An 18,833-nucleotide genomic window follows, 5' to 3' on the forward strand; every position below is an offset into this window, starting at 1 on the left:
CATGCAATTTTTGAATCTGTTCTTCTTCGATATTTACCCCTATCTGGCGGGGGCGATTTTCCTGATCGGCAGTTGGTTGCGCTACGATTACGGGCAATACAGCTGGCGCGCCGGTTCCAGCCAGATGCTGGATAAAAAGGGTGTGCGCCTGGCCTCCAACCTGTTTCACATCGGTATCCTGGGCATCTTCGCCGGGCACTTTCTCGGCATGCTGACGCCGCACTGGATGTATGAGTCCTTCCTGCCTATCGATGTGAAGCAGAAATTGGCGATGATCGCCGGGGGGGCCTGCGGCGTGATGACGCTGATCGGCGGTGCGCTGCTGTTGAAACGCCGTCTGACCAACCCGCGGGTGCGCGCCACCAGCAGCTTTGCCGATATCATGATCCTGACGTTGCTGGTGGTGCAGGTATGCCTCGGTTTGCTGACCATTCCGTTCTCCGCCCAGCATATGGACGGCAGCGAGATGATGAAACTGGTGGCCTGGGCGCAGGCGGTGGTGACTTTCCATGCCGGAGCGTCGCACTATCTGGCGGGCGTTGCGCCGATCTTTAAACTGCATATGGTGCTGGGCATGACATTGTTCGTGCTGTTCCCGTTCTGCCGGCTGGTACATATCTGGAGCGTGCCGGTGGAATACCTGACTCGCCGTTACCAACTGGTGCGCAACCGCCGCTAAATAGTCGGGCCTTTTTGATGTAATACAAAAGCCGTACGGGATAATCTGTGCGGCTTTTTACTTTAAGCGTTGGCTTAATCTCGATAACAGTGAATGACAAAGCGCCACTGAATGCAGTGGCGCTTTGTTTATGGGTAACTGAGCGGAATCGGTCAGTGCGACTTCATGCCCGCTGCGGTCATCAACAAGCGAAACAGCGAGGCGACCAGGAACAACCCCAGCACGCTGGCGCTCCAGATGATCACCAGCCAGCCGACGCGTTTCCACCAGGGAGTGGGTGCGGTTGCGGTTTTATCGTTCATGCTCTCCTCCCTCATCAGTGATAGCCATGTTCATGGCTGACCTTGCCGCGGAACACGTAGTAACTCCAGAAGGTGTAAACCAAAATAATCGGGATGATAAACAACGCGCCAACCAGCATAAAGCCAAGGCTTTGCGGCGGGGCGGCCGCGTCCCACAGGGTGATGGACGGCGGGATCAACAGCGGCCAGATGCTGATGCCCAATCCGCTCAGGCCGAGGAACACCAGCAGCAGGGTCAGCATAAACGGCGAATAGTGCGCACCGTGCGTTACCCCGCGCTGGATGCCCCAGGCGCTGAGCAGCACCAGTACCGGCACCGGCAGCAGCACGAACAGGTTTGGCAGCGTAAACCAGCGGCCGGCGATCTCCGGGTGAGCAATCGGCGTCCAGATACTGACCGCCGCCAGCACCAACAGCAGCGTCGCCAGCAACGGCGTCGCCAACCGGTACATGCGCGCCTGCAGGTCACCGGCGGTTTTCATCACCAGCCAGGTGCAACCCAGCAGTGCATAGGTCACCACCAGCCCCAGCCCGCAAAACAGCGCGAACGGCGTCAGCCAGTCCAGGGCGCCGCCGGCATAGCTGCGGCCGCTGACCGGAAAACCATTGATGATGGCACCCACCACGACTCCCTGGCTGAAGGTGGCGAAGATCGAACCCCAGATAAACGCCTTGTCCCAGATGTGGCGCTTCTCTTCCGTCGCCTTGAAGCGGAATTCGAAGGCTACGCCGCGGAAGATCAGCCCAAACAGCATCAGCGTCAGCGGGATCGCCAGCGCGTCGAGGATCACCGCGTAAGCCAGCGGGAAGGCGCCGAACAGCGCCGCGCCGCCCAACACCAACCAGGTTTCGTTGCCGTCCCATACCGGGGCGACGGTGTTCATCATCACATCGCGGTCACCGCTGTCCTTAACCCAGGGGAACAGGATACCGATACCCAAATCAAAACCGTCCATTACCACGTACATCATGGTGCTGAACACGATGATCACAAACCAAATCAGCGGAAGATCGATGCCCATGCTCAGCTCCTGTCATCCAGAGTTTCTTTAACCGCAGACAGCGGACGCGCCGGCCGGCCTTCGGTGTCATCTTCTTTATGTTCATGCTGCTGCGGTCCTTTACGGATCAGGCGCATCATGTAGGAATACCCCACGCCGAACACCGAACAGTAAACGACGATAAACGCCAGCAGGCTGATGCTCATGTGCAGGTCGCCGTGCGCAGAAACGGCGTCCTTGGTACGCAACAGGCCATACACCACCCACGGTTGCCGCCCGATTTCGGTGGTGAACCAGCCCGCCAGCAGTGCCAGCAGCCCGGAAGGCCCCATCCACAGGATGAAATAGAGGAAGGGCCGCGACTGGTACAACCCGCCGCGCCAGCGCAGCCACAGGCTCCATACCCCGGCGAGGATCATCAGCATGCCGAGCGCCACCATGATGCGGAACGTCCAGAACACCACGGTGGAGTTCGGGCGATCTTCCGGCGGGAAGGATTTCAGCGCCGGTACCTGCTCAGTCAGGCTGTGGGTCAGGATCAGGCTACCGAGATAAGGCACCTCCAGCTTGAAACGCGTTTCTTCGCGCTGCATATCCGGCCAGCCGAACAGGATCAGCGGTGTGGCCTCGCCCGGTGGGTTTTCCCAATGGCCTTCGATGGCGGCGATCTTCGCCGGCTGATGTTTCAGCGTATTCAGGCCGTGGGCATCGCCGATCATCGCCTGCACCGGCGCGACGATCAGCGCCATCCACATCGCCATCGACAGCATTTTGCGCATGGCCGGCGTGTCGCGTCCGCGCAGCAGGTGCCAGGCGGCGGAAGCGCCGACAAAGAAGGCCGATGCCAGGAAAGCGGCGGTCGACATGTGCAGCAGGCGGTACGGGAATGACGGGTTGAAGATCACCTTAAGCCAGTCGACCGGCACCACTTGCCCGTTGATGATTTCGTGCCCCTGCGGGGTTTGCATCCAGCTGTTGGACGCCAGGATCCAGAAAGTGGAAATCAGCGTGCCGAGGGCTACCATGCAGGTAGCGAAAAAGTGCAGACCAGGGCCGACGCGGTTCCAGCCGAACAGCATTACCCCGAGGAAACCGGCCTCAAGGAAGAAGGCGGTGAGTACTTCATAGGTCAGCAGCGGGCCGGTTATGCTGCCGGCGAACTCGGAGAAGAAGCTCCAGTTGGTGCCGAACTGATAAGCCATCACCAGACCGGAAACCACGCCCATGCCGAAGTTGACGGCGAAAATCTTGGACCAGAAATGGTACAGATCGCGGTAGGCTTCATTGCGCGTTTTCAGCCACATGCCTTCCAGCACGGCCAGATAACTGGCCAGGCCGATGGTGATGGCGGGAAAAAGGATATGGAAAGAGACAGTGAAGGCGAACTGTATTCTGGCAAGTTCCAGTGCATCAAGACCCAGCATGGCGCCTCCTTGAGTTGAACATAAATAAAATAACCTCTTCAGTATAGCGGTAATTTCTTTGGTGAAAGCTTGGCGTTAAGTTAAGCACGGAGTACAGTGACTATAATAGTGACAGTTATTTTACTTTATCCTATAACAGCTAGGGCTTATGACCAGATACGAGCAGCTTGCGCAACAGATTCGCGAACAAATCCAGAACCGGGTGTGGCGGGCGGGGGACAAGCTGCCGTCGCTGCGCGAAAGCGGTAAACGCGCCGGTCTCAGTTTGATGACGGTGGTGCAGTCGTATCAATTGCTGGAAAGCCAGGGCTGGATCGTTGCGCGGCCGCAGTCGGGCTACTACGTGGCCGCGCGCCCACAGCCACTGCCGCAGCCGGCGCGCGGCGAGAAGCTTGTGCTGAGCGAGCAGGTGGATATCAACACCTTTGTTTTCGACGTGCTGCAGGCGTGCAAAGATCCGGAAATCGTGCCTTTTGGTTCCGCGTTTCCCGATGCCACGCTGTTTGCCCAACCGAAGCTGGCGCGGGCGTTGAGCAGCGTGGCGCGCAAGTTCACGCCGCACAGTTCGCTGGCCAACCTGCCGCCCGGCAACGATGCGCTGCGGCGTAACATCGCCCAGCGTTATGCGTTGAGCGGCATGCAGGTGGCACCGGACGAGATAGTGATCACCGCCGGAGCAATGGAATCACTGAGCCTCAGCCTGCAGGCGGTGACCCAGCCGGGCGACTACGTGGCGATTGAGTCACCGGCCTTTTATGGGGCGCTACAGGCGCTGGAGCGGCTGCGGCTAAAGGCGGTGGCGATCGCCACGCATCCGCAGGACGGCATCGATCTGGACGCGCTGGAGCAGGCGCTGGAGCAGTATCCGATCAAGGCCTGCTGGCTGATGACCCACTTCCAGAACCCGCTGGGTGCCACCATGCCGGACGAGAACAAGCAGCGGCTGGTGTCCTTGCTGCGTGAACGGCAGATCTCGTTGATTGAGGACGATGTTTACGGTGAGCTGTACTTCAGCGCCGAGCGGCCGTTGCCGGCCAAGGCGCTGGACAGCGGTGGCCAGATCCTGCACTGCTCGTCGTTTTCCAAATGCCTGGCGCCGGGGTTTCGCGTCGGCTGGGTGGCGGCCGGGCGCTACGCGCAGCAGATCCAGCGGTTGCAACTGATGAGCACCGTATCGACCAGCGTGCCGACCCAGATGGCGATTGCCGACTACCTGCTGCACGGTGGCTACGATACCCACCTGCGGCGTTTGCGGCGGTTGCTGGCCCAGCGTCAGAGCAGGATGCGTCAGGCGATTGCCCACCATTTTCCGCCCACGGTGAAGGTCAGCCAGCCCGACGGCGGCTACTTTCTGTGGCTGGAGCTGGATCCCGCGCTGTCGTCGATGGCGCTGTACCAGCGTGCGCTGGCGCTGGGGGTGAGTATCGCGCCGGGCAGAATGTTCACCACCGGCAATCATTTCAACCACTGCTTCCGCCTGAACGCCTCTTTTGACTGGAGCGACAAGCATGAGGCGGCGATCAAAACCTTAGCAAAACTTATCCGGCAGCTTGAACCGGCAGGCTGAACAATGCCGCGCGGGTAAGCATCGCAATAGAAAAACTCATAATGCTTTTTTCGGCAATGGAATGCCGGTTTCGTTGTTAGACAGCCCTCGGGCCGCCCATTACTCTGCGATAAATTTTGTCACATTTATACCCGTCATACTTAAAGCTGTATCTTTGTTGGCTTCCTGCGCTTACCCCGGTCACGTACTGTTTGTACGTTCCCGGGGATGCGCTTAGTTGCCGCCGCGATGCAACTCCAATTATTTTGGGTATCTCTATGGGTAACGAGGGGCAGTGGGTGAGCGGAATACAAAACAAGATAAACAAACTGTTGCAAAAACGATTGACGCCATTGGCGCTGGCCTGTGCCCTGGGTTTGGCATTCAGCGCTCAGGCGGCCCCCCTGGCGGAAGGCATTACCCCGGCCACCGACGCCAGCCAGGTGCCGGCGGCGGCCAAACTGCGTAAAGACACCGTGGTGGCAGGCATTCTCGAGCCGCAGGGCAATTTTAACCCTTATCTGTTTACCAACGGCTGGGACGAAAACGTTACCGACGTGATCTTCACCCGGCTGATTGGCCTGGACAGCCAGGGCAAACCGGTGGCGCGGCTGGCGGAATCCTGGCAGATCAGCCCGGACAACCGGGTGTATACCCTCAAGCTGCGTCCCAACCTGGTCTACAGCGACGGCTCGCCGATAAAGGCGGAAGATATCGCCTTCACCCTGACGCTGCTGCATGATCCGGCCTATGACGGTGATACCGACATTGCTCCGGCGCACATCCAGGGTGGGGCGGAGTATAAAAACGGCACCGCGCCGAGCATCAGCGGGTTGAAGGTTGTCGACGATCGCACCATTCAAATTACCACCACCCAGCCGGGGGCCACGACCTTGCAACTGATTGGCGGGCCGGTGCTGTCGAAAGCCTATTACGGCAAGGATTACCGGCGCGGCAAGCTGGAGAGCGTGCGCGCACTGAACGGCAAGCCGTTGGGCAACGGCCCGTATATTTACGATAAATACGTGCCGGGACAGGAGATCCGCTTCCACGCCAACCCGAACTTCTACCTCGGCCCGCCTGCCGTGGCGCGCTTTATTTACCGCGTGACCAACCCGGCCACCAACTTCCAGCTGTTCCAGACCGGCGAAACCGATTACGACGCCTTCACCGCCAAGCCGGACGATATCGAACAGTTGAAGCTGCTCGGCTTTGCCAACATCAACCTGTACAGCTCCAGCGACTACAGCCGTATCGATTTCAACTTTAAGCGGCCGGCGTTGCAGGATGCGCGCGTGCGGCAGGCTTTAATTTACGGGCTGGACCGCCAAAAGCTGATTACCGTGGTGTATCAGGGGTACGGCACGGTGGCCAATCAGCCGATCTCTCCCGTTTCCTGGGCTTACGATCCGCAGGGCATCAAGGCGTACGGCTACGACGTCAACAAAGCGAAGCAACTGCTGGATCAGGCCGGATGGAAACCGGGCGCGGACGGCATTCGCCAAAAAGACGGCAAAAAACTGGAACTGACGCTGCTGGTGACCAAAAAGTTGCTGAATGACGCGCTGGTGCCGATCGCCAAAGACAACTACCGGCAGATTGGCGTGCTGCTGAAGCCGCAGGTACTGGATTTCAACGCCTTATTGGCGCAGCGCAAGACGGGCAATTATGACCTGGCGTCGCTCAGCACCAGCAGCCTGAATGATCCGCATGACGGAGTGCGCGATTTTATCAGCCAGGTGAGTGAAACCGGCTATAACAATCCGCAGGTGGACAAACTGATCGGCCAGGCTAACGCTACGCTGGATATCGGGCAGCGCAAACCGCTCTATCACCAGCTGTATCAGGTTTTGGCCGACGATCCGCCGGTGATCCTGCTGGGCAACCGCAAAATCCTCAGCGCCAGCAGCGCCCGCGTCACCGGTTTTAAACCGGACGTGTACAACGGCCTGACCGGCAGTTTACCGGACGTAAAAGTTCAGTAGCGGTAAGATACCGCCGCGCTACCCCGCGCGGCGGTGACGGAAAACACCATGAGAAATTTTATCCTGCGCCGCCTGCTGCAAACCATTCCGATGCTGCTGCTGGCGTCACTGTTGATTTTCTTTATCTTCGCGCTGACCCCCGGCGACTTTATCGACGGCAACATCAACCTGACGCCGCAGCGCGCCGCCGAGCTGCGGGCGCTGTATGGGCTGGACCAGCCGCTGCTTATCCGCTATTGGCACTGGCTCGGCCAGTTGCTGCAAGGCAACCTCGGCTTTTCGCTGCAATACCAAATCCCGGTCAGCACGCTGTTGAACCAGTACATCTGGAATTCGTTCCTGCTGGCTTCGGTAGCCCTGGTGCTGTACTGGGGCATCGCGCTGGCGGTGGGTGTAGCTTCGGCGATGAAACCCTATTCGCTGTTCGATCATCTGGTCACCGTCGCGGTGTTCGGTGCCATGTCATTTCCGACCTTTTTCCTCTGCCTGCTGTTGATTAAATGGTTCGCCGTCGATCTGCACTGGTTGCCGGCGGGCGGCATGCTGCGCACCGGCAGCGAGGCGACCGGGCTGGCGTGGGTGTTGGAAGTGGCGGCGCACCTGTTGCTGCCGGTACTGGCGCTGGTGATGTTGCAGGCCGGCACCCTGACGCGCTATTTCCGCGCCAGCATGCTGGACGTTATCCGCATGGACTATATCCGCACCGCGCGCGCCAAAGGGCTTAAAGAAAAAACGGTGATCGTCAAACATGCGCTGCGCAATGCGCTGTTGCCGATCATCACGCTGTTGGGGTTCGAGCTGCCGGCGCTGTTTTCCGGTGCGCTGATCACCGAAAAGATCTTCAACTGGCCGGGGGCGGGGCATATTCACATCGATTCGCTGGCTGCGCGCGACTATCCGGTGCTGATGGGCTTTACGCTGTTTCTGGCGGTGCTGACCATTTTGGGCAACCTGTTGGCGGACATTCTGTACGCCTATGCCGACCCACGCATTCGTTTGAGGTAAACATGTTGGCAACGCTGTTTTTTGGTCGCCGTCGCCGCTGGCGGCAGGCGCAACTCCCGGCGCTGGCGCAGTTGTCGTCGCCGCCGACCGCACAGGCCTGGCAACGCTTGCGGCGCCACCGGTTGGCGATGGCCTCGCTGTTGTTGCTGCTGATACTGGCAGTGCTGTGCATTTTGGGGCCGATGCTGTCGCCGTGGCAGGACGATGCCGGGGATGCGCTGAACATTAACCAGGCACCCAATGCCGCGCACTGGCTCGGTACCGATTTTCTCGGCCGCGATATATACACCCGCCTGCTGCTGGCGGGGCGCATCTCGCTGACCATCGGCCTGGTGTCGATGCTGCTGTCGGTGACGCTCGGCTACCTGTTGGGGGCGTTATCCGGCTATCTGGGCGGCATCGTGGACAAGCTGATCATGCGCTTTGCCGATCTGCTGATGACCATCCCCAGCCTGCCGCTGCTGATCATTATGGGCGCGATGCTGTCCGAGCTGGACGTCTCGCCGGATTACCGTATCTACATGGTCATGATCATGCTCAGCCTGTTGGGATGGCCTTCGTTGGCGCGGCTGGTGCGCGGCCAGATCCTGTCGCTGCGCGAGCGTGATTTCATGCTGGCGACCGAAGTGCTGGGGCTGTCCACCCGGCGGCGTATTTTCGGCCACCTGCTGCCGAATACCATCCCGATCCTGGTGGTGGTGGCGACCATGGGGGTGGCCAATGCCATTCTCAGCGAATCGGCGCTCAGCTATCTGGGGCTGGGCGTGGTGCCGCCGACGCCGTCGTGGGGCAACATGATGGATGCCGCCAACAGCCTGATCGATTTTCAGCGTCGCCCCTGGCTATGGATGCCGCCGGGCCTGGCGATTTTTATCACCGTAGTGGCGATTAACATTCTGGGTGACGGCCTGCGGGACGCGCTCGATCCGAAAATGAACGGGGTAAGACGATGAGCCAACCGCTGGTGGCCTTTAATCAACTGTCGGTGGCCTTCAACGGCGAACAGGGCCGGGTGCGGGCAGTGCAGCAGGTGAGTTTCGAACTGCACGCCGGGCAGACGCTGGGCGTGGTTGGCGAGTCCGGCTGTGGCAAAAGCGTCACCGCCCTGGCGATGATGGGGTTGTTGCCGCAGCCGCTGGCGCAGATCGACGGCGGCGAGATTCATTTTGACGGTCAGGATTTGCTGAAACTGCGGCCGCAGCAGATGGCCGATTTGCGCGGTAACCGCTTGGCGATGATCTTCCAGGAACCGATGAGCGCGCTGAACCCGGTGCTGACCATCGGCGAGCAACTGGTGGAGCCGCTGATCCGCCACCGGGGGGCGGCGCCGAAGGCCGCCTGGCGGGATGCGACGGCGTTGATTACGGAAGTGGGATTGGCGCGCGCAGAGCAGCTGATGGCCAGCTACCCGCACCAGCTTTCCGGCGGCATGCTGCAACGCATCATGATCGCCATGGCCATCAGTTGCCGCCCGGCGCTGCTGATTGCCGATGAGCCGACCACGGCGCTCGACGTCACCGTGCAGGCGCAAATCCTGGCGCTGCTGCGTGAACAGGCGCAAAGACACAATATGGCGATGATGCTCATTACCCACGATCTTGGGGTCATCGCTCAGATGGCCGACCGGTTGGTGGTGATGTATGCCGGGCGCATTGTCGAGCAGGGCGCCACGCGGGAGGTGTTGGCTAATCCGCAGCATCCCTATACCCAGGGGCTGATGGCATCGCGGCCGGTGGCCGGGCAGCGGCGACGCCGATTGTATTCGATCCCCGGCCAGGTGCCCGACCTGGCCCGTTTGCCCGATCATTGCGCTTTTGCCGATCGTTGCTCGCAGGTGAGCGCGCGCTGCCGTGACGGCATTCCGCCGCTGTACGGCCATGCACAGCGCCAGTCCGCCTGCTTTCTGAATGCGGGAGGACGCATTCATGTCGGCTGAATTACTGGTTGAAGTGAAAGGGCTGAAGAAATATTTCCCGCTGCGCGATGGCCTGTTCGGCCAAACGACCGGGCAATTGCGGGCGGTGGATGACGTCAGCTTCAGCATTCGCAGGGGCACCATTTTCGGGTTGGTGGGCGAGTCCGGCAGCGGCAAAACCACCGTCGGCCGCACGTTGCTGGGGCTGCATGATAAAACCGCCGGCGAAGTGTCGTTTAACGGGCAGGCGCTGGATGCGCTCAGTTCACGCCAACTGCGCGCCCTGCGTCCGAAGATGCAACTGGTGTTTCAGGATCCCTACAGTTCGCTGAATCCGAGAATGCGCGTTGGCGATGCGATTGGCGAAGCCCTGCTGCAACACGGCCTGGCGGCTAAAAATGAATTGCGCGACCGGGTGATCGACACGATGGAAATTTGCGGGCTGTCGGCGCAGCATTACGGGCGTTTTCCGCATGAGTTCTCCGGCGGCCAGCGGCAACGTATCGGCATTGCGCGTGCGGTGATCCTGCAGCCGGAATTTATCGTCGCCGATGAGCCGATTTCGGCGCTCGACGTCTCGATTCAGGCGCAGATCATCAACCTGTTTTCCGACCTCCAGGAGCAGCAGGGTGTGACCTTTCTGTTTATTTCACACGATCTCGGGGTGGTGGAGCACCTGTGCCAGGACGTGGCGGTGATGTACCTCGGCCAGATTGTCGAGAGCGCCGATCGCGACAGCCTGTTTCGTCGGCCGCGCCACCCTTATACCCAGGCGTTGCTGGCGTCGGTGCCCAGCCTGGATCCGCTGCGGCAGCCGCAGGCGATGGCTCGGGGGGAGTTGCCCAACCCGGCTCAACCGCCGCAGGGCTGCCGTTTTCACCCCCGTTGCCCGCAGGCTACCGCTCAGTGTCGGCAGCAGTCCCCCGCGTTGCGCACTGTAGCGGCAGGGCACCGAGTGGCCTGCCATTATGCCGATTAAGCCAGGTAGTGTTTCAGCGCGCGCCCGGCCTGATGAATGGCCGAGTGCACCGCCGGCACGTGGGCGATCGGGTTCAGCAAACCATAATCGTGGATCAGCCCGTTATAGCGGGTAGCGGTTACCTCTACCCCGGCGGCGTTCAGCAGGCGGGCATAGGCTTCGCCTTCGTCGCGCAGTACGTCCAGCTCGGCAGTCTGCACCAGCGCCGGCGGCAGGCCTTTCAACTGTTCCAGCGTGGCATTGAGCGGTGAAGCGTAGATCTCTTTGCGCTGAGCCTTGTCGGTGGTGTAGTTGTCCCAGAACCATTTCATCATGTTGCGCGTCAGGAAGTGGCCTTCGGCGAACTGGTGATAGGAGTCGGTATCAAAGCTGGCGTGGGTCACCGGCCACAGCAGGATCTGGCTGCGCAGCGCCGGCGTGCCTTTTTCCTTGGCCATCAGGCTGACCACCGCCGCCATATTGCCGCCTACGCTGTTGCCGACTACCGCCAGCCGGGAACCGTCGACGTTGATTTTTTCGCCGTATTCGGCCACCCATTCGGTGGCGGCATAGGCCTGGTTGATGGCGGTGGGGTAATGCGCTTCCGGTGAAGGGGTGTAATTGACGAACACCGCCGCCGCGCCGGAACTGTGCACCAGATCTCGCACCAACCGTTCATGAGTCGGGAAGTCTCCCAGCACCCAGCCGCCGCCGTGGAAGAACATGAATACCGGCAGCGCTTCTTTTACTCTGGCCGGCCGCACCAGATGCAGCAGGATGTCCTGCCCCTCAACGTGAATGGTCTTCTCGCTGATTTCTACTTCGTACAGCGGGACTTCAACGCTGCTTTGCGCCCCTTCCAGCACCTTACGCGCCTCTTTCGGCTTCATTTGCTCCATGGGTTTGCCGCCGCCGGCGTTCAACGCGTCAAGAAATACGCGAATGTCCTTTTGTGCCGCCGGTTGGGTGGGATCAACAGTTTTTTTAGACATTATGGCTCCTCAAGCGTTGGGTGGTCGAAATCACAGTGTAGTTGCTGCTCAACAAATCGGTGATCGGGCGCACGAATGCGTCGCCGGGGAAGAGGGGCTCTGCCCGGCAGAGCCTTGACTGAGGGGGGTTGCTCGTCGCTGGTGCATTCGCTGCACTTTGGGAGGGCAAAAGTGTGATCGGGCGCAAATCGGGCCAAATTATTTTTGCGAGCGCGATCAGAAATATTGAAGTTTTTTGTAATTGAATAGGATTTCGCGGCCAATGATGATTTTTCGCCTTATTTTTTCAATTATTCATTACCAATGCATAATTATTGCATAAGTATGCATTGTAAGCCGTTGTTTTAACGTAAAAAAACGTGATGTTCGCCAAAAATACCGTTTTGGCACGATAGCTGCTCTACACTCTTTATCAAACGGCATGTATTTTAACTGCTCGTTAACATTTATTCCCCGTTCAGGGACCGGATGCCCGGCATAAATAGTGGAAAACCGATTTTATGTAACAGATTTGTTTCTGAATAGCCGGTGAATGGCAGAGTTATCACCGGGCGAAAAGCAGATTCAACGACGCGGTTTTTTTGTTTTGTTGCGGAATATCCGGGCAGGAGCGGCCCTTACAGTCAAAATTCAGCCTTTGCTGAGGTTATGAGGTCATTATGGAACAGCCAATCGCAGTTACCCGCCAGTCTTTCGACGACTGGATGGTCCCGGTTTATGCCCCCGCTGATTTTATTCTGGTGCGGGGAGAGGGTTCACAGGTCTGGGACCAACAAGGTAAGTCCTACATCGATTTTGCCGGCGGCATCGCGGTGAATGCGTTGGGGCATGCGCATCCGGCGGTGAAGGCTGCACTGGTGGAACAGGCAGGGAAACTGTGGCATCTGGGCAACGGCTACACCAATGAACCCGTGCTGCAACTGGCGAAACAGCTGATTGACGCCACCTTTGCCGACAAGGTGTTTTTCTGCAACTCCGGCGCGGAAGCCAACGAAGCGGCATTGAAGCTGGCGCGTAAACGCGCGCTGGACAACGGCAACGCCGGCAAGAACCAGATTGTGGCGTTCAATAACGCTTTCCATGGCCGGACGCTGTTCACCGTGTCTGCCGGCGGCCAGCCGAAGTATTCAAAAGATTTCGCGCCGCTGCCGGGCGGCATCAGTCACACGGCGTTTAACGATTTGGCTGCCGCGGCTGAGCTGATCAACGACCAGACCTGCGCGGTGATTGTGGAGCCGATTCAGGGGGAAGGTGGCGTGCTGCCGGCCGATGGTGCTTTCCTGCAGGGCCTGCGTGAGCTGTGCGATCGCCACGATGCGTTGCTGATTTTCGACGAAGTGCAAACCGGCGTGGGCCGCACCGGTCACCTGTATGCCTACATGCAATACGGCGTAGTGCCGGACGTGCTGACCACCGCGAAAGCGCTGGGCGGCGGCTTCCCGATTGGCGCCATGCTGACCACCGACGCGTTGGCCCAAACCCTGAGCGTAGGCACCCACGGCACCACTTATGGCGGCAACCCGCTGGCGACGGCGGTGGCGGGCGCGGTGTTCTCCATCATCAATACGCCAGAGGTGCTGGAAGGGGTGAAGCAGCGTCACCAGTGGTTTATCGAGGGTTTGAACAAGATTAACCAGCAATACCCGATTTTCTCTGAAATCCGCGGCGGCGGTCTGTTGATCGGCTGCCAGCTGAATAAGGATTATGCCGGTAAGGCAAAACAGATTACCCAGTTGGCCAACGAAGAGGGCGTGATTGCGCTGATCGCCGGCCCGGATGTGGTGCGCTTCACCCCTTCATTGATCATTCCGGAGCAGGATGTGAAAGAGGGGCTGGCGCGATTCGCGCGTGCCGTGGCGCGGATTTGCAGCTAATACACAGGCTGCGCCTTAACCGGCGCAGCCTGATTCTGACGAGGTTCGCATTATGATGATTATTCGCCCTATTGAGCGTCGCGATTTGGCTGACTTACTGACGCTTGCCGGTAAATCCGGCATCGGTCTCACTTCCCTGCCGCAAAATGAAGATACCTTGTTGGCACGCATTGAGCGGGCGTTAAAAACCTGGCAAGGCGAACTTCCAAAAAGCGATCAGTGCTTTCTGTTTGTGCTGGAGGACAGCGAGCGTCAGCGGGTGGTTGGGGTCTGCGCGATTGAAGTGGCCGTTGGGCTGACGGAGCCGTGGTACAGCTTCCGCGTGGGCACCCAGGTGCACGCATCCAAACAACTGAACGTCTATAAATCGGTGCCGACGCTGTTTCTCAGCAACGATCACACCGGTCATTCCGAACTGTGCACGCTGTTCCTTGATCCGGACTACCGGCACGGCGAAAACGGCAAGCTGCTGTCGAAGGTGCGCTTCCTGTTTATCGCTGCTTTCCGCGAGCGTTTCGCCAGCCGGCTGATCGCCGAGATGCGAGGGTTCTCCGATGAGGAAGGGCGCTCGCCGTTCTGGGAAAGCGTCGGCCGCCACTTCTTTTCCATTGAGTTCGCCAAGGCGGACTACCTGAGCGGCACCGGGCAAAAGGCGTTTATCGCCGAACTGATGCCGAAACACCCGCTGTATGTCGATTTCCTGGCCGAAGACGCGCAAAAGGTGATTGGCGAGGTGCATCCGCAGACCGTTCCCGCCCGCCGGGTGCTGGAGTCTGAGGGCCTGCGCTATCAGGGCTATGTCGATATCTTCGATGGCGGCCCGACGCTGGAGGCGGATATCGACCAGATCCGCGCGGTGAAAGGCAGCCAATTGGTCAAAGTGGTGCTGGATGAGACCCCGATGCGCGCCGATGCGCCGGTCTATCTGGTGGCCAACGACAATTTTCAACATTACCGCGCGCTGCTGGTGCATGCCGATCTTTATGACGAGCGTCTGCATATCAATGCGGAAACCGCTGCGGCGCTGGGCGTTGAGCAAGGTAGCCCGGTACGGGTCATCACCCTTATTCCACAGGAGAAAGCCTAATGTCACATCCTGCACTGTTTATTAACGGCGCCTGGCAGCAGGGCCGGGGCGCTGAATTCAGCAAAGCCGATCCGGTCGACAATCAAAGGCTGTGGCAGGCCAATGCCGCGGACGGCAGTGATGTCGCTGCCGCCTGCGAGGCCGCCCGTGCCGCGTTCCCGGCCTGGGCCCGTACCCCGTTTGAACAGCGTGAACAGTTGGTGAAGCGTTTTGCCACTCTGTTGGAAGAGCATAAACAAGATTTGGCGGCGGTGATCAGCCGCGAAACCGGCAAACCCCGCTGGGAGACGCTGACCGAAGTGCAGGCGATGATCGGCAAAGTGGCGATTTCCTTGCAGGCTTACCAGACGCGTACCGGCATCAGCGAAACCGCGATGGCGGACGGCGCTTCGGTGCTGCGCCACCGGCCGCATGGCGTGCTGGCGGTCTTCGGGCCTTACAACTTCCCGGGCCATTTGCCGAACGGCCACATTGTGCCGGCCTTGCTGGCGGGCAATACGGTGGTCTTTAAACCCAGCGAGCTGACGCCGCTGACCGCCGAGGAAACGCTCAAGCTGTGGCAGCAGGCCGGTTTGCCAAACGGGGTGATCAACCTGGTGCAGGGCGGACGTGAAACCGGCGAGGCGCTGGCCGCCAGCGCGGATATCGACGGTCTGCTGTTTACCGGCAGCGCCGGCACCGGCTATCACCTGCATCGCCAGTTGGCGGGGCAGCCTGAAAAGATGCTGGCGCTGGAAATGGGCGGCAACAACGCGCTGATTATCGATCAGATCGACGATCGCGATGCGGCGGTCAATCTGGCGATTCAGTCGGCGTTTATCTCCGCCGGCCAGCGTTGCACCTGTTCGCGCCGCATTCTGTTGAAACGCGGCAGCGAAGGCGATGCCTTTATTGAGCGTTTGGTACAGGTGGCGGGCGCTCTGCGCGTCGGCCGCTGGGATGCCGAACCGCAACCGTTCATGGGCGGGGTGATCTCCTCTGCGGCGGCGGAAAAAATGCTGGCAGCGCAGCATCATTTGCTGTCTTTGGGCGGCAAAGCCTTGCTGACCATGCAACGGCTGGAAAGCGGCAGCGCGCTGCTGAGCCCAGGCATTATCGACGTCACCGGCGTGCGCGATGTGCCGGACGAAGAGTATTTTGGCCCGCTGACCACCGTCATTCGTTATAACGACTTTGACGAGGCGTTACGCATCGCCAACCAGACGCGCTATGGCCTGTCCGTCGGCCTGGTATCGCCGCTGCGTGAGCGGTTTGAACAACTGCTGTTGGAAGCGCGCGCCGGTATCGTCAACTGGAACAAACCCTTGACCGGCGCCTCCAGTGCCGCGCCGTTCGGCGGCGTGGGCGCCTCGGGTAACCACCGCCCAAGCGCCTACTACGCGGCGGATTACTGCGCCTGGCCAATGGCGTCGCTGGAAAGCGAAAGTTTGACGCTGCCGGCCAACCTGTCGCCAGGGCTGTCGTTTAATACCGCGACACCCTAAGTTTGAGGCAGATGGAGGCATTACAGGTTAGCCGACCCGCGAGCGCATGGACGCGCCAGAGCGGCCAACGTAAAACTAATAGGGTCTGTTTTTTGAGTCGGGCCGAGCCCGCTCGGCCCAGGAGAACGCTATGTCAGGATATGAAGTCAATTTCGATGGTCTGGTGGGCTTGACGCATCATTACGCCGGATTGTCGTTTGGTAATGAGGCCTCTACACAGCACCAAAACAGCGTGTCTAACCCGAAACTGGCAGCCAAGCAGGGTTTGCTGAAGATGAAAGCGCTGGCCGATCTCGGTTTCCAGCAGGGCGTTTTGCCGCCGCAGGAGCGGCCGCATGTACCGATGCTGCGCAAACTCGGCTTCAGCGGCAGCGATGAGGCCGTGTTGGCACAGGCGATGCGTCAGTCGCCACGCCTGCTGTCGGCGCTCAGTTCGGCTTCCAGTATGTGGACCGCCAATGCGGCCACGGTTTCGCCTTCGGCGGACAGCAAGAATGGCAAGGTGCATTTCACCGCCGCCAACCTGAACAATAAATTCCACCGCGCCATTGAGGCTGAGACCACCTCCGGCGTGCTGCGCGCGATTTTCAACGATGAACGTCATTTTACCCACCACGAAGCCCTGCCGCAGGTGGCGCTGTTTGGTGATGAAGGTGCGGCCAACCACAATCGGCTGGGGGGCGACTATGGCAAACGCAGCGTACAGATGTTTGTTTATGGCCGCCAGGAGTTCGGCGGCGAAACCGCACCGACGCGCTACCCGGCGCGCCAAACGCGTGAGGCCGGCGAGGCGATTGCCCGACTGCATCAATTGGATGAGCGGCACACCGTTTTTGTGCAACAAAACCCGGCGGTGATCGACCAGGGCGTGTTTCACAACGACGTGATTGCGGTCAGTAACCAGAACGTGCTGTTCCATCATCAGCAGGCGTTTCATCAGCAGCAGCAAGCGCTGGACGAGGTGCGCCGCAAGATGGCGACGCTGGATAGCGAACTGACGGCGATTGAGGTGCCGACGGCGCAGGTCTCAGTGGCGGATGCGGTATCGACCTATCTGTTCAACAGCCAGATTTTAACCAAACCTGACGGCAAGATGATGATTGTGGTGCCGGAAGAGTCGCGTCAGCATGACGGTGTGTGGCGCTATCTGAGCGAGATGGTGGCCGGCGGCGGGCCGATCGATGAAGTCAAGGTATTCGACCTGCGTGAGAGCATGCGTAACGGTGGTGGGCCGGCTTGCCTGAGGCTGCGTGTAGCGCTGAATGAACAGGAACTGCGGGCGGTGAACCCGCGCGCGATGATGAACGACAGGCTCTTTGTCACGCTGAACGAGTGGGTCGATCGCTATTATCGCGATCGGCTGACGCAAAACGATTTGGCCGATCCGCAATTGTTGCGTGAGGGGCGCGACGCGCTGGACGCGTTGACGTCTATCCTCGGGCTGGGTTCGGTTTATCCTTTCCAACAATAGACGGAGTCGCCATGTTTGATTTGCTGGCCCTGACGCTGGCGGGGCAAGCCCCGGCCAACCACCAGGGTGAGAACCTGAATGTGCACTGGCGCTGGCTGGGGGAAGGTCTGCTGGAGATCACCCCGCGCCAGGCTTACCGCCAGGCGGTAGTGCTTTCCGCCGGGATCCACGGTAATGAAACGGCACCGATTGAATTGCTGAACCAATGGGTCACTACGCTGCTGACGGGCGAGCGGCTGCTGGCAGTCCGGCTGTTGGTGGTGCTGGGCAATCCGGCGGCGATACGCGGCGGCAAGCGTTATCTGCACAGTGACATGAATCGTATGTTCGGCGGCCGTTATCGCGATTTCAACCCCAGCGGTGAAACCGCGCGCGCGCAGCAGTTGGAGCAAGTGTTAGCCACATTTTTCGACGGCGAAGAGGCTGCGCGTTTCCATTATGATCTGCATACGGCGATACGTGAATCGCGGCTGCCGCGCTTTGGCATTTTGCCGTTCCAGACACGCCCCTACAGCGCGGATATGCTGGCCGTGCTGGATGCTGCCGATCTGGACGCGCTGGTGATCCACAGCGCGCCTGGCGGCACCTTCAGCCATTTTTCCAGTGAACACGCCGGTGCTGCAAGTTGCACGCTGGAGCTGGGCAAGGCGAAACCGTTCGGCAGCAACGATTTGCAACAGTTTGCCGCCATTAACCGTGCGTTGCAGGCGGTGGTGAGCGGTGAACCTTTACCTTCGCGGCCGGGGGCTGCGCTGCGCCTATTCCGCGTCGAGCAGTCGTTGATTAAGCGCAGCGAGGAGTTCAGGTTGCACCTTAGCGACGACACCGCCAATTTTACCGAGCTTAAGCAGGGCACTTTGTTGTGCGAACAACCGGGTGAAGAGTACCGGGTTCAACATGCCAGCGAGTGGATTTTGTTCCCCAATCCCGGCGTTGCGCTTGGCCTGCGCGCCGGTATGGTGTTGACTGAGGTGCCGCGCAGCACGCTGTATTAATCGGTCAGTTGCTCAGGCGGCTTTTATCTGTAGTGTACGCCAGGCTGCAGCGTTGTCAGCTGCAGCCTGTAATTAATCTGGCGTATTATCCTGTAAAATACGTTTATCCCCCTTT

At 59.7% G+C, this 18,833-nt stretch carries 16 protein-coding genes; 12 read left to right on the forward strand and 4 right to left on the reverse strand.

What is annotated here, in order from left to right:
• Position 1: 1 nt before the first annotated feature.
• Entirely contained in the window at positions 2-679 is a 678-nt protein-coding gene (narI, locus tag V2S86_RS05070; RefSeq protein ID WP_330761511.1) for a respiratory nitrate reductase subunit gamma, read from the forward strand.
• Positions 680-831: 152 nt separating this feature from the next.
• On the opposite strand, the gene V2S86_RS05075 is transcribed toward narI, so the two are convergent.
• From V2S86_RS05075 to V2S86_RS05085, 3 genes are read right to left on the reverse strand one after another with little or no spacing between them, the layout of a single operon-like run.
• Positions 832-981: a DUF2474 domain-containing protein gene (locus V2S86_RS05075; protein WP_006325988.1), complete on the reverse strand. Its 150-nt coding sequence runs from the start codon at positions 979-981 to the stop codon at positions 832-834.
• A gap of 14 nt (positions 982-995) precedes the next feature.
• Positions 996-2,003 carry a cytochrome d ubiquinol oxidase subunit II gene (cydB, locus tag V2S86_RS05080; RefSeq protein WP_330761512.1) on the reverse strand — a complete coding sequence of 336 codons (1,008 nt, stop codon included), beginning with the start codon at positions 2,001-2,003 and terminating at the stop codon, positions 996-998.
• Positions 2,004-2,005: 2 nt separating this feature from the next.
• The gene (locus V2S86_RS05085) at positions 2,006-3,406 is read right to left on the reverse strand and encodes a cytochrome ubiquinol oxidase subunit I (protein WP_330761513.1); all 1,401 of its coding nucleotides are present in this window, start codon (positions 3,404-3,406) and stop codon (positions 2,006-2,008) included.
• Between the two features lie 148 nt (positions 3,407-3,554).
• Between V2S86_RS05085 and V2S86_RS05090 the strand changes: the two genes are divergently transcribed.
• The 6 genes from V2S86_RS05090 (at position 3,555) to V2S86_RS05115 (ending at position 10,836) form a co-directional block, all read left to right on the forward strand.
• Positions 3,555-4,973 carry an aminotransferase-like domain-containing protein gene (locus V2S86_RS05090; protein WP_330761514.1) on the forward strand — a complete coding sequence of 473 codons (1,419 nt, stop codon included), beginning with the start codon at positions 3,555-3,557 and terminating at the stop codon, positions 4,971-4,973.
• A gap of 278 nt (positions 4,974-5,251) precedes the next feature.
• The gene (locus tag V2S86_RS05095; protein WP_330766814.1) at positions 5,252-6,937 is read left to right on the forward strand and encodes an ABC transporter substrate-binding protein; all 1,686 of its coding nucleotides are present in this window, start codon (positions 5,252-5,254) and stop codon (positions 6,935-6,937) included.
• Between the two features lie 48 nt (positions 6,938-6,985).
• On the forward strand, positions 6,986-7,942 hold the full coding sequence (locus V2S86_RS05100; protein ID WP_013813393.1) for an ABC transporter permease: 957 nt from the start codon (positions 6,986-6,988) through the stop codon (positions 7,940-7,942).
• A 2-nt stretch (positions 7,943-7,944) separates the two neighbouring features.
• On the forward strand, positions 7,945-8,895 hold the full coding sequence (gene opp4C / locus V2S86_RS05105) for an oligopeptide ABC transporter permease (protein WP_330761516.1): 951 nt from the start codon (positions 7,945-7,947) through the stop codon (positions 8,893-8,895).
• Positions 8,892-9,878: an ABC transporter ATP-binding protein gene (locus V2S86_RS05110; RefSeq protein WP_330761517.1), complete on the forward strand. Its 987-nt coding sequence runs from the start codon at positions 8,892-8,894 to the stop codon at positions 9,876-9,878. Before opp4C ends, V2S86_RS05110 begins: the two co-directional genes overlap by 4 nt.
• Complete coding sequence (locus tag V2S86_RS05115; RefSeq protein ID WP_330761518.1) at positions 9,868-10,836, forward strand: ABC transporter ATP-binding protein; 969 nt, start codon at positions 9,868-9,870, stop codon at positions 10,834-10,836. The genes V2S86_RS05110 and V2S86_RS05115 overlap by 11 nt, the downstream gene beginning before the upstream one ends.
• On the opposite strand, the gene V2S86_RS05120 is transcribed toward V2S86_RS05115, so the two are convergent.
• Entirely contained in the window at positions 10,833-11,807 is a 975-nt protein-coding gene (locus V2S86_RS05120) for an alpha/beta hydrolase (protein ID WP_330761519.1), read from the reverse strand. The genes V2S86_RS05115 and V2S86_RS05120 overlap by 4 nt on opposite strands.
• A 659-nt stretch (positions 11,808-12,466) precedes the next feature.
• On the opposite strand from V2S86_RS05120, the gene V2S86_RS05125 reads away from it, so the two are divergent.
• The 5 genes from V2S86_RS05125 to astE all read left to right on the forward strand — a co-directional run bounded on the left by V2S86_RS05125 (position 12,467) and on the right by astE (position 18,718).
• Entirely contained in the window at positions 12,467-13,681 is a 1,215-nt protein-coding gene (locus tag V2S86_RS05125; protein WP_330761520.1) for an aspartate aminotransferase family protein, read from the forward strand.
• 52 nt (positions 13,682-13,733) lie between these two features.
• The gene (gene astA / locus V2S86_RS05130; RefSeq protein WP_330761521.1) at positions 13,734-14,768 is read left to right on the forward strand and encodes an arginine N-succinyltransferase; all 1,035 of its coding nucleotides are present in this window, start codon (positions 13,734-13,736) and stop codon (positions 14,766-14,768) included.
• The gene (gene astD / locus V2S86_RS05135; protein WP_330761522.1) at positions 14,768-16,252 is read left to right on the forward strand and encodes a succinylglutamate-semialdehyde dehydrogenase; all 1,485 of its coding nucleotides are present in this window, start codon (positions 14,768-14,770) and stop codon (positions 16,250-16,252) included. Before astA ends, astD begins: the two co-directional genes overlap by 1 nt.
• Before the next feature lie 130 nt (positions 16,253-16,382).
• A complete protein-coding gene (gene astB, locus V2S86_RS05140; protein ID WP_330761523.1) occupies positions 16,383-17,723 on the forward strand; it encodes an N-succinylarginine dihydrolase in 1,341 nt (446 codons plus the stop codon).
• Between the two features lie 11 nt (positions 17,724-17,734).
• A complete protein-coding gene (astE, locus tag V2S86_RS05145; RefSeq protein ID WP_330761524.1) occupies positions 17,735-18,718 on the forward strand; it encodes a succinylglutamate desuccinylase in 984 nt (327 codons plus the stop codon).
• The last annotated feature ends 115 nt before the right edge of the window (positions 18,719-18,833 follow it).

Origin of the sequence: Serratia sp. C2(1) (assembly GCF_036352655.1) — a bacterium.
Taxonomy (GTDB): Bacteria; Pseudomonadota; Gammaproteobacteria; order Enterobacterales; family Enterobacteriaceae; genus Serratia; species Serratia inhibens.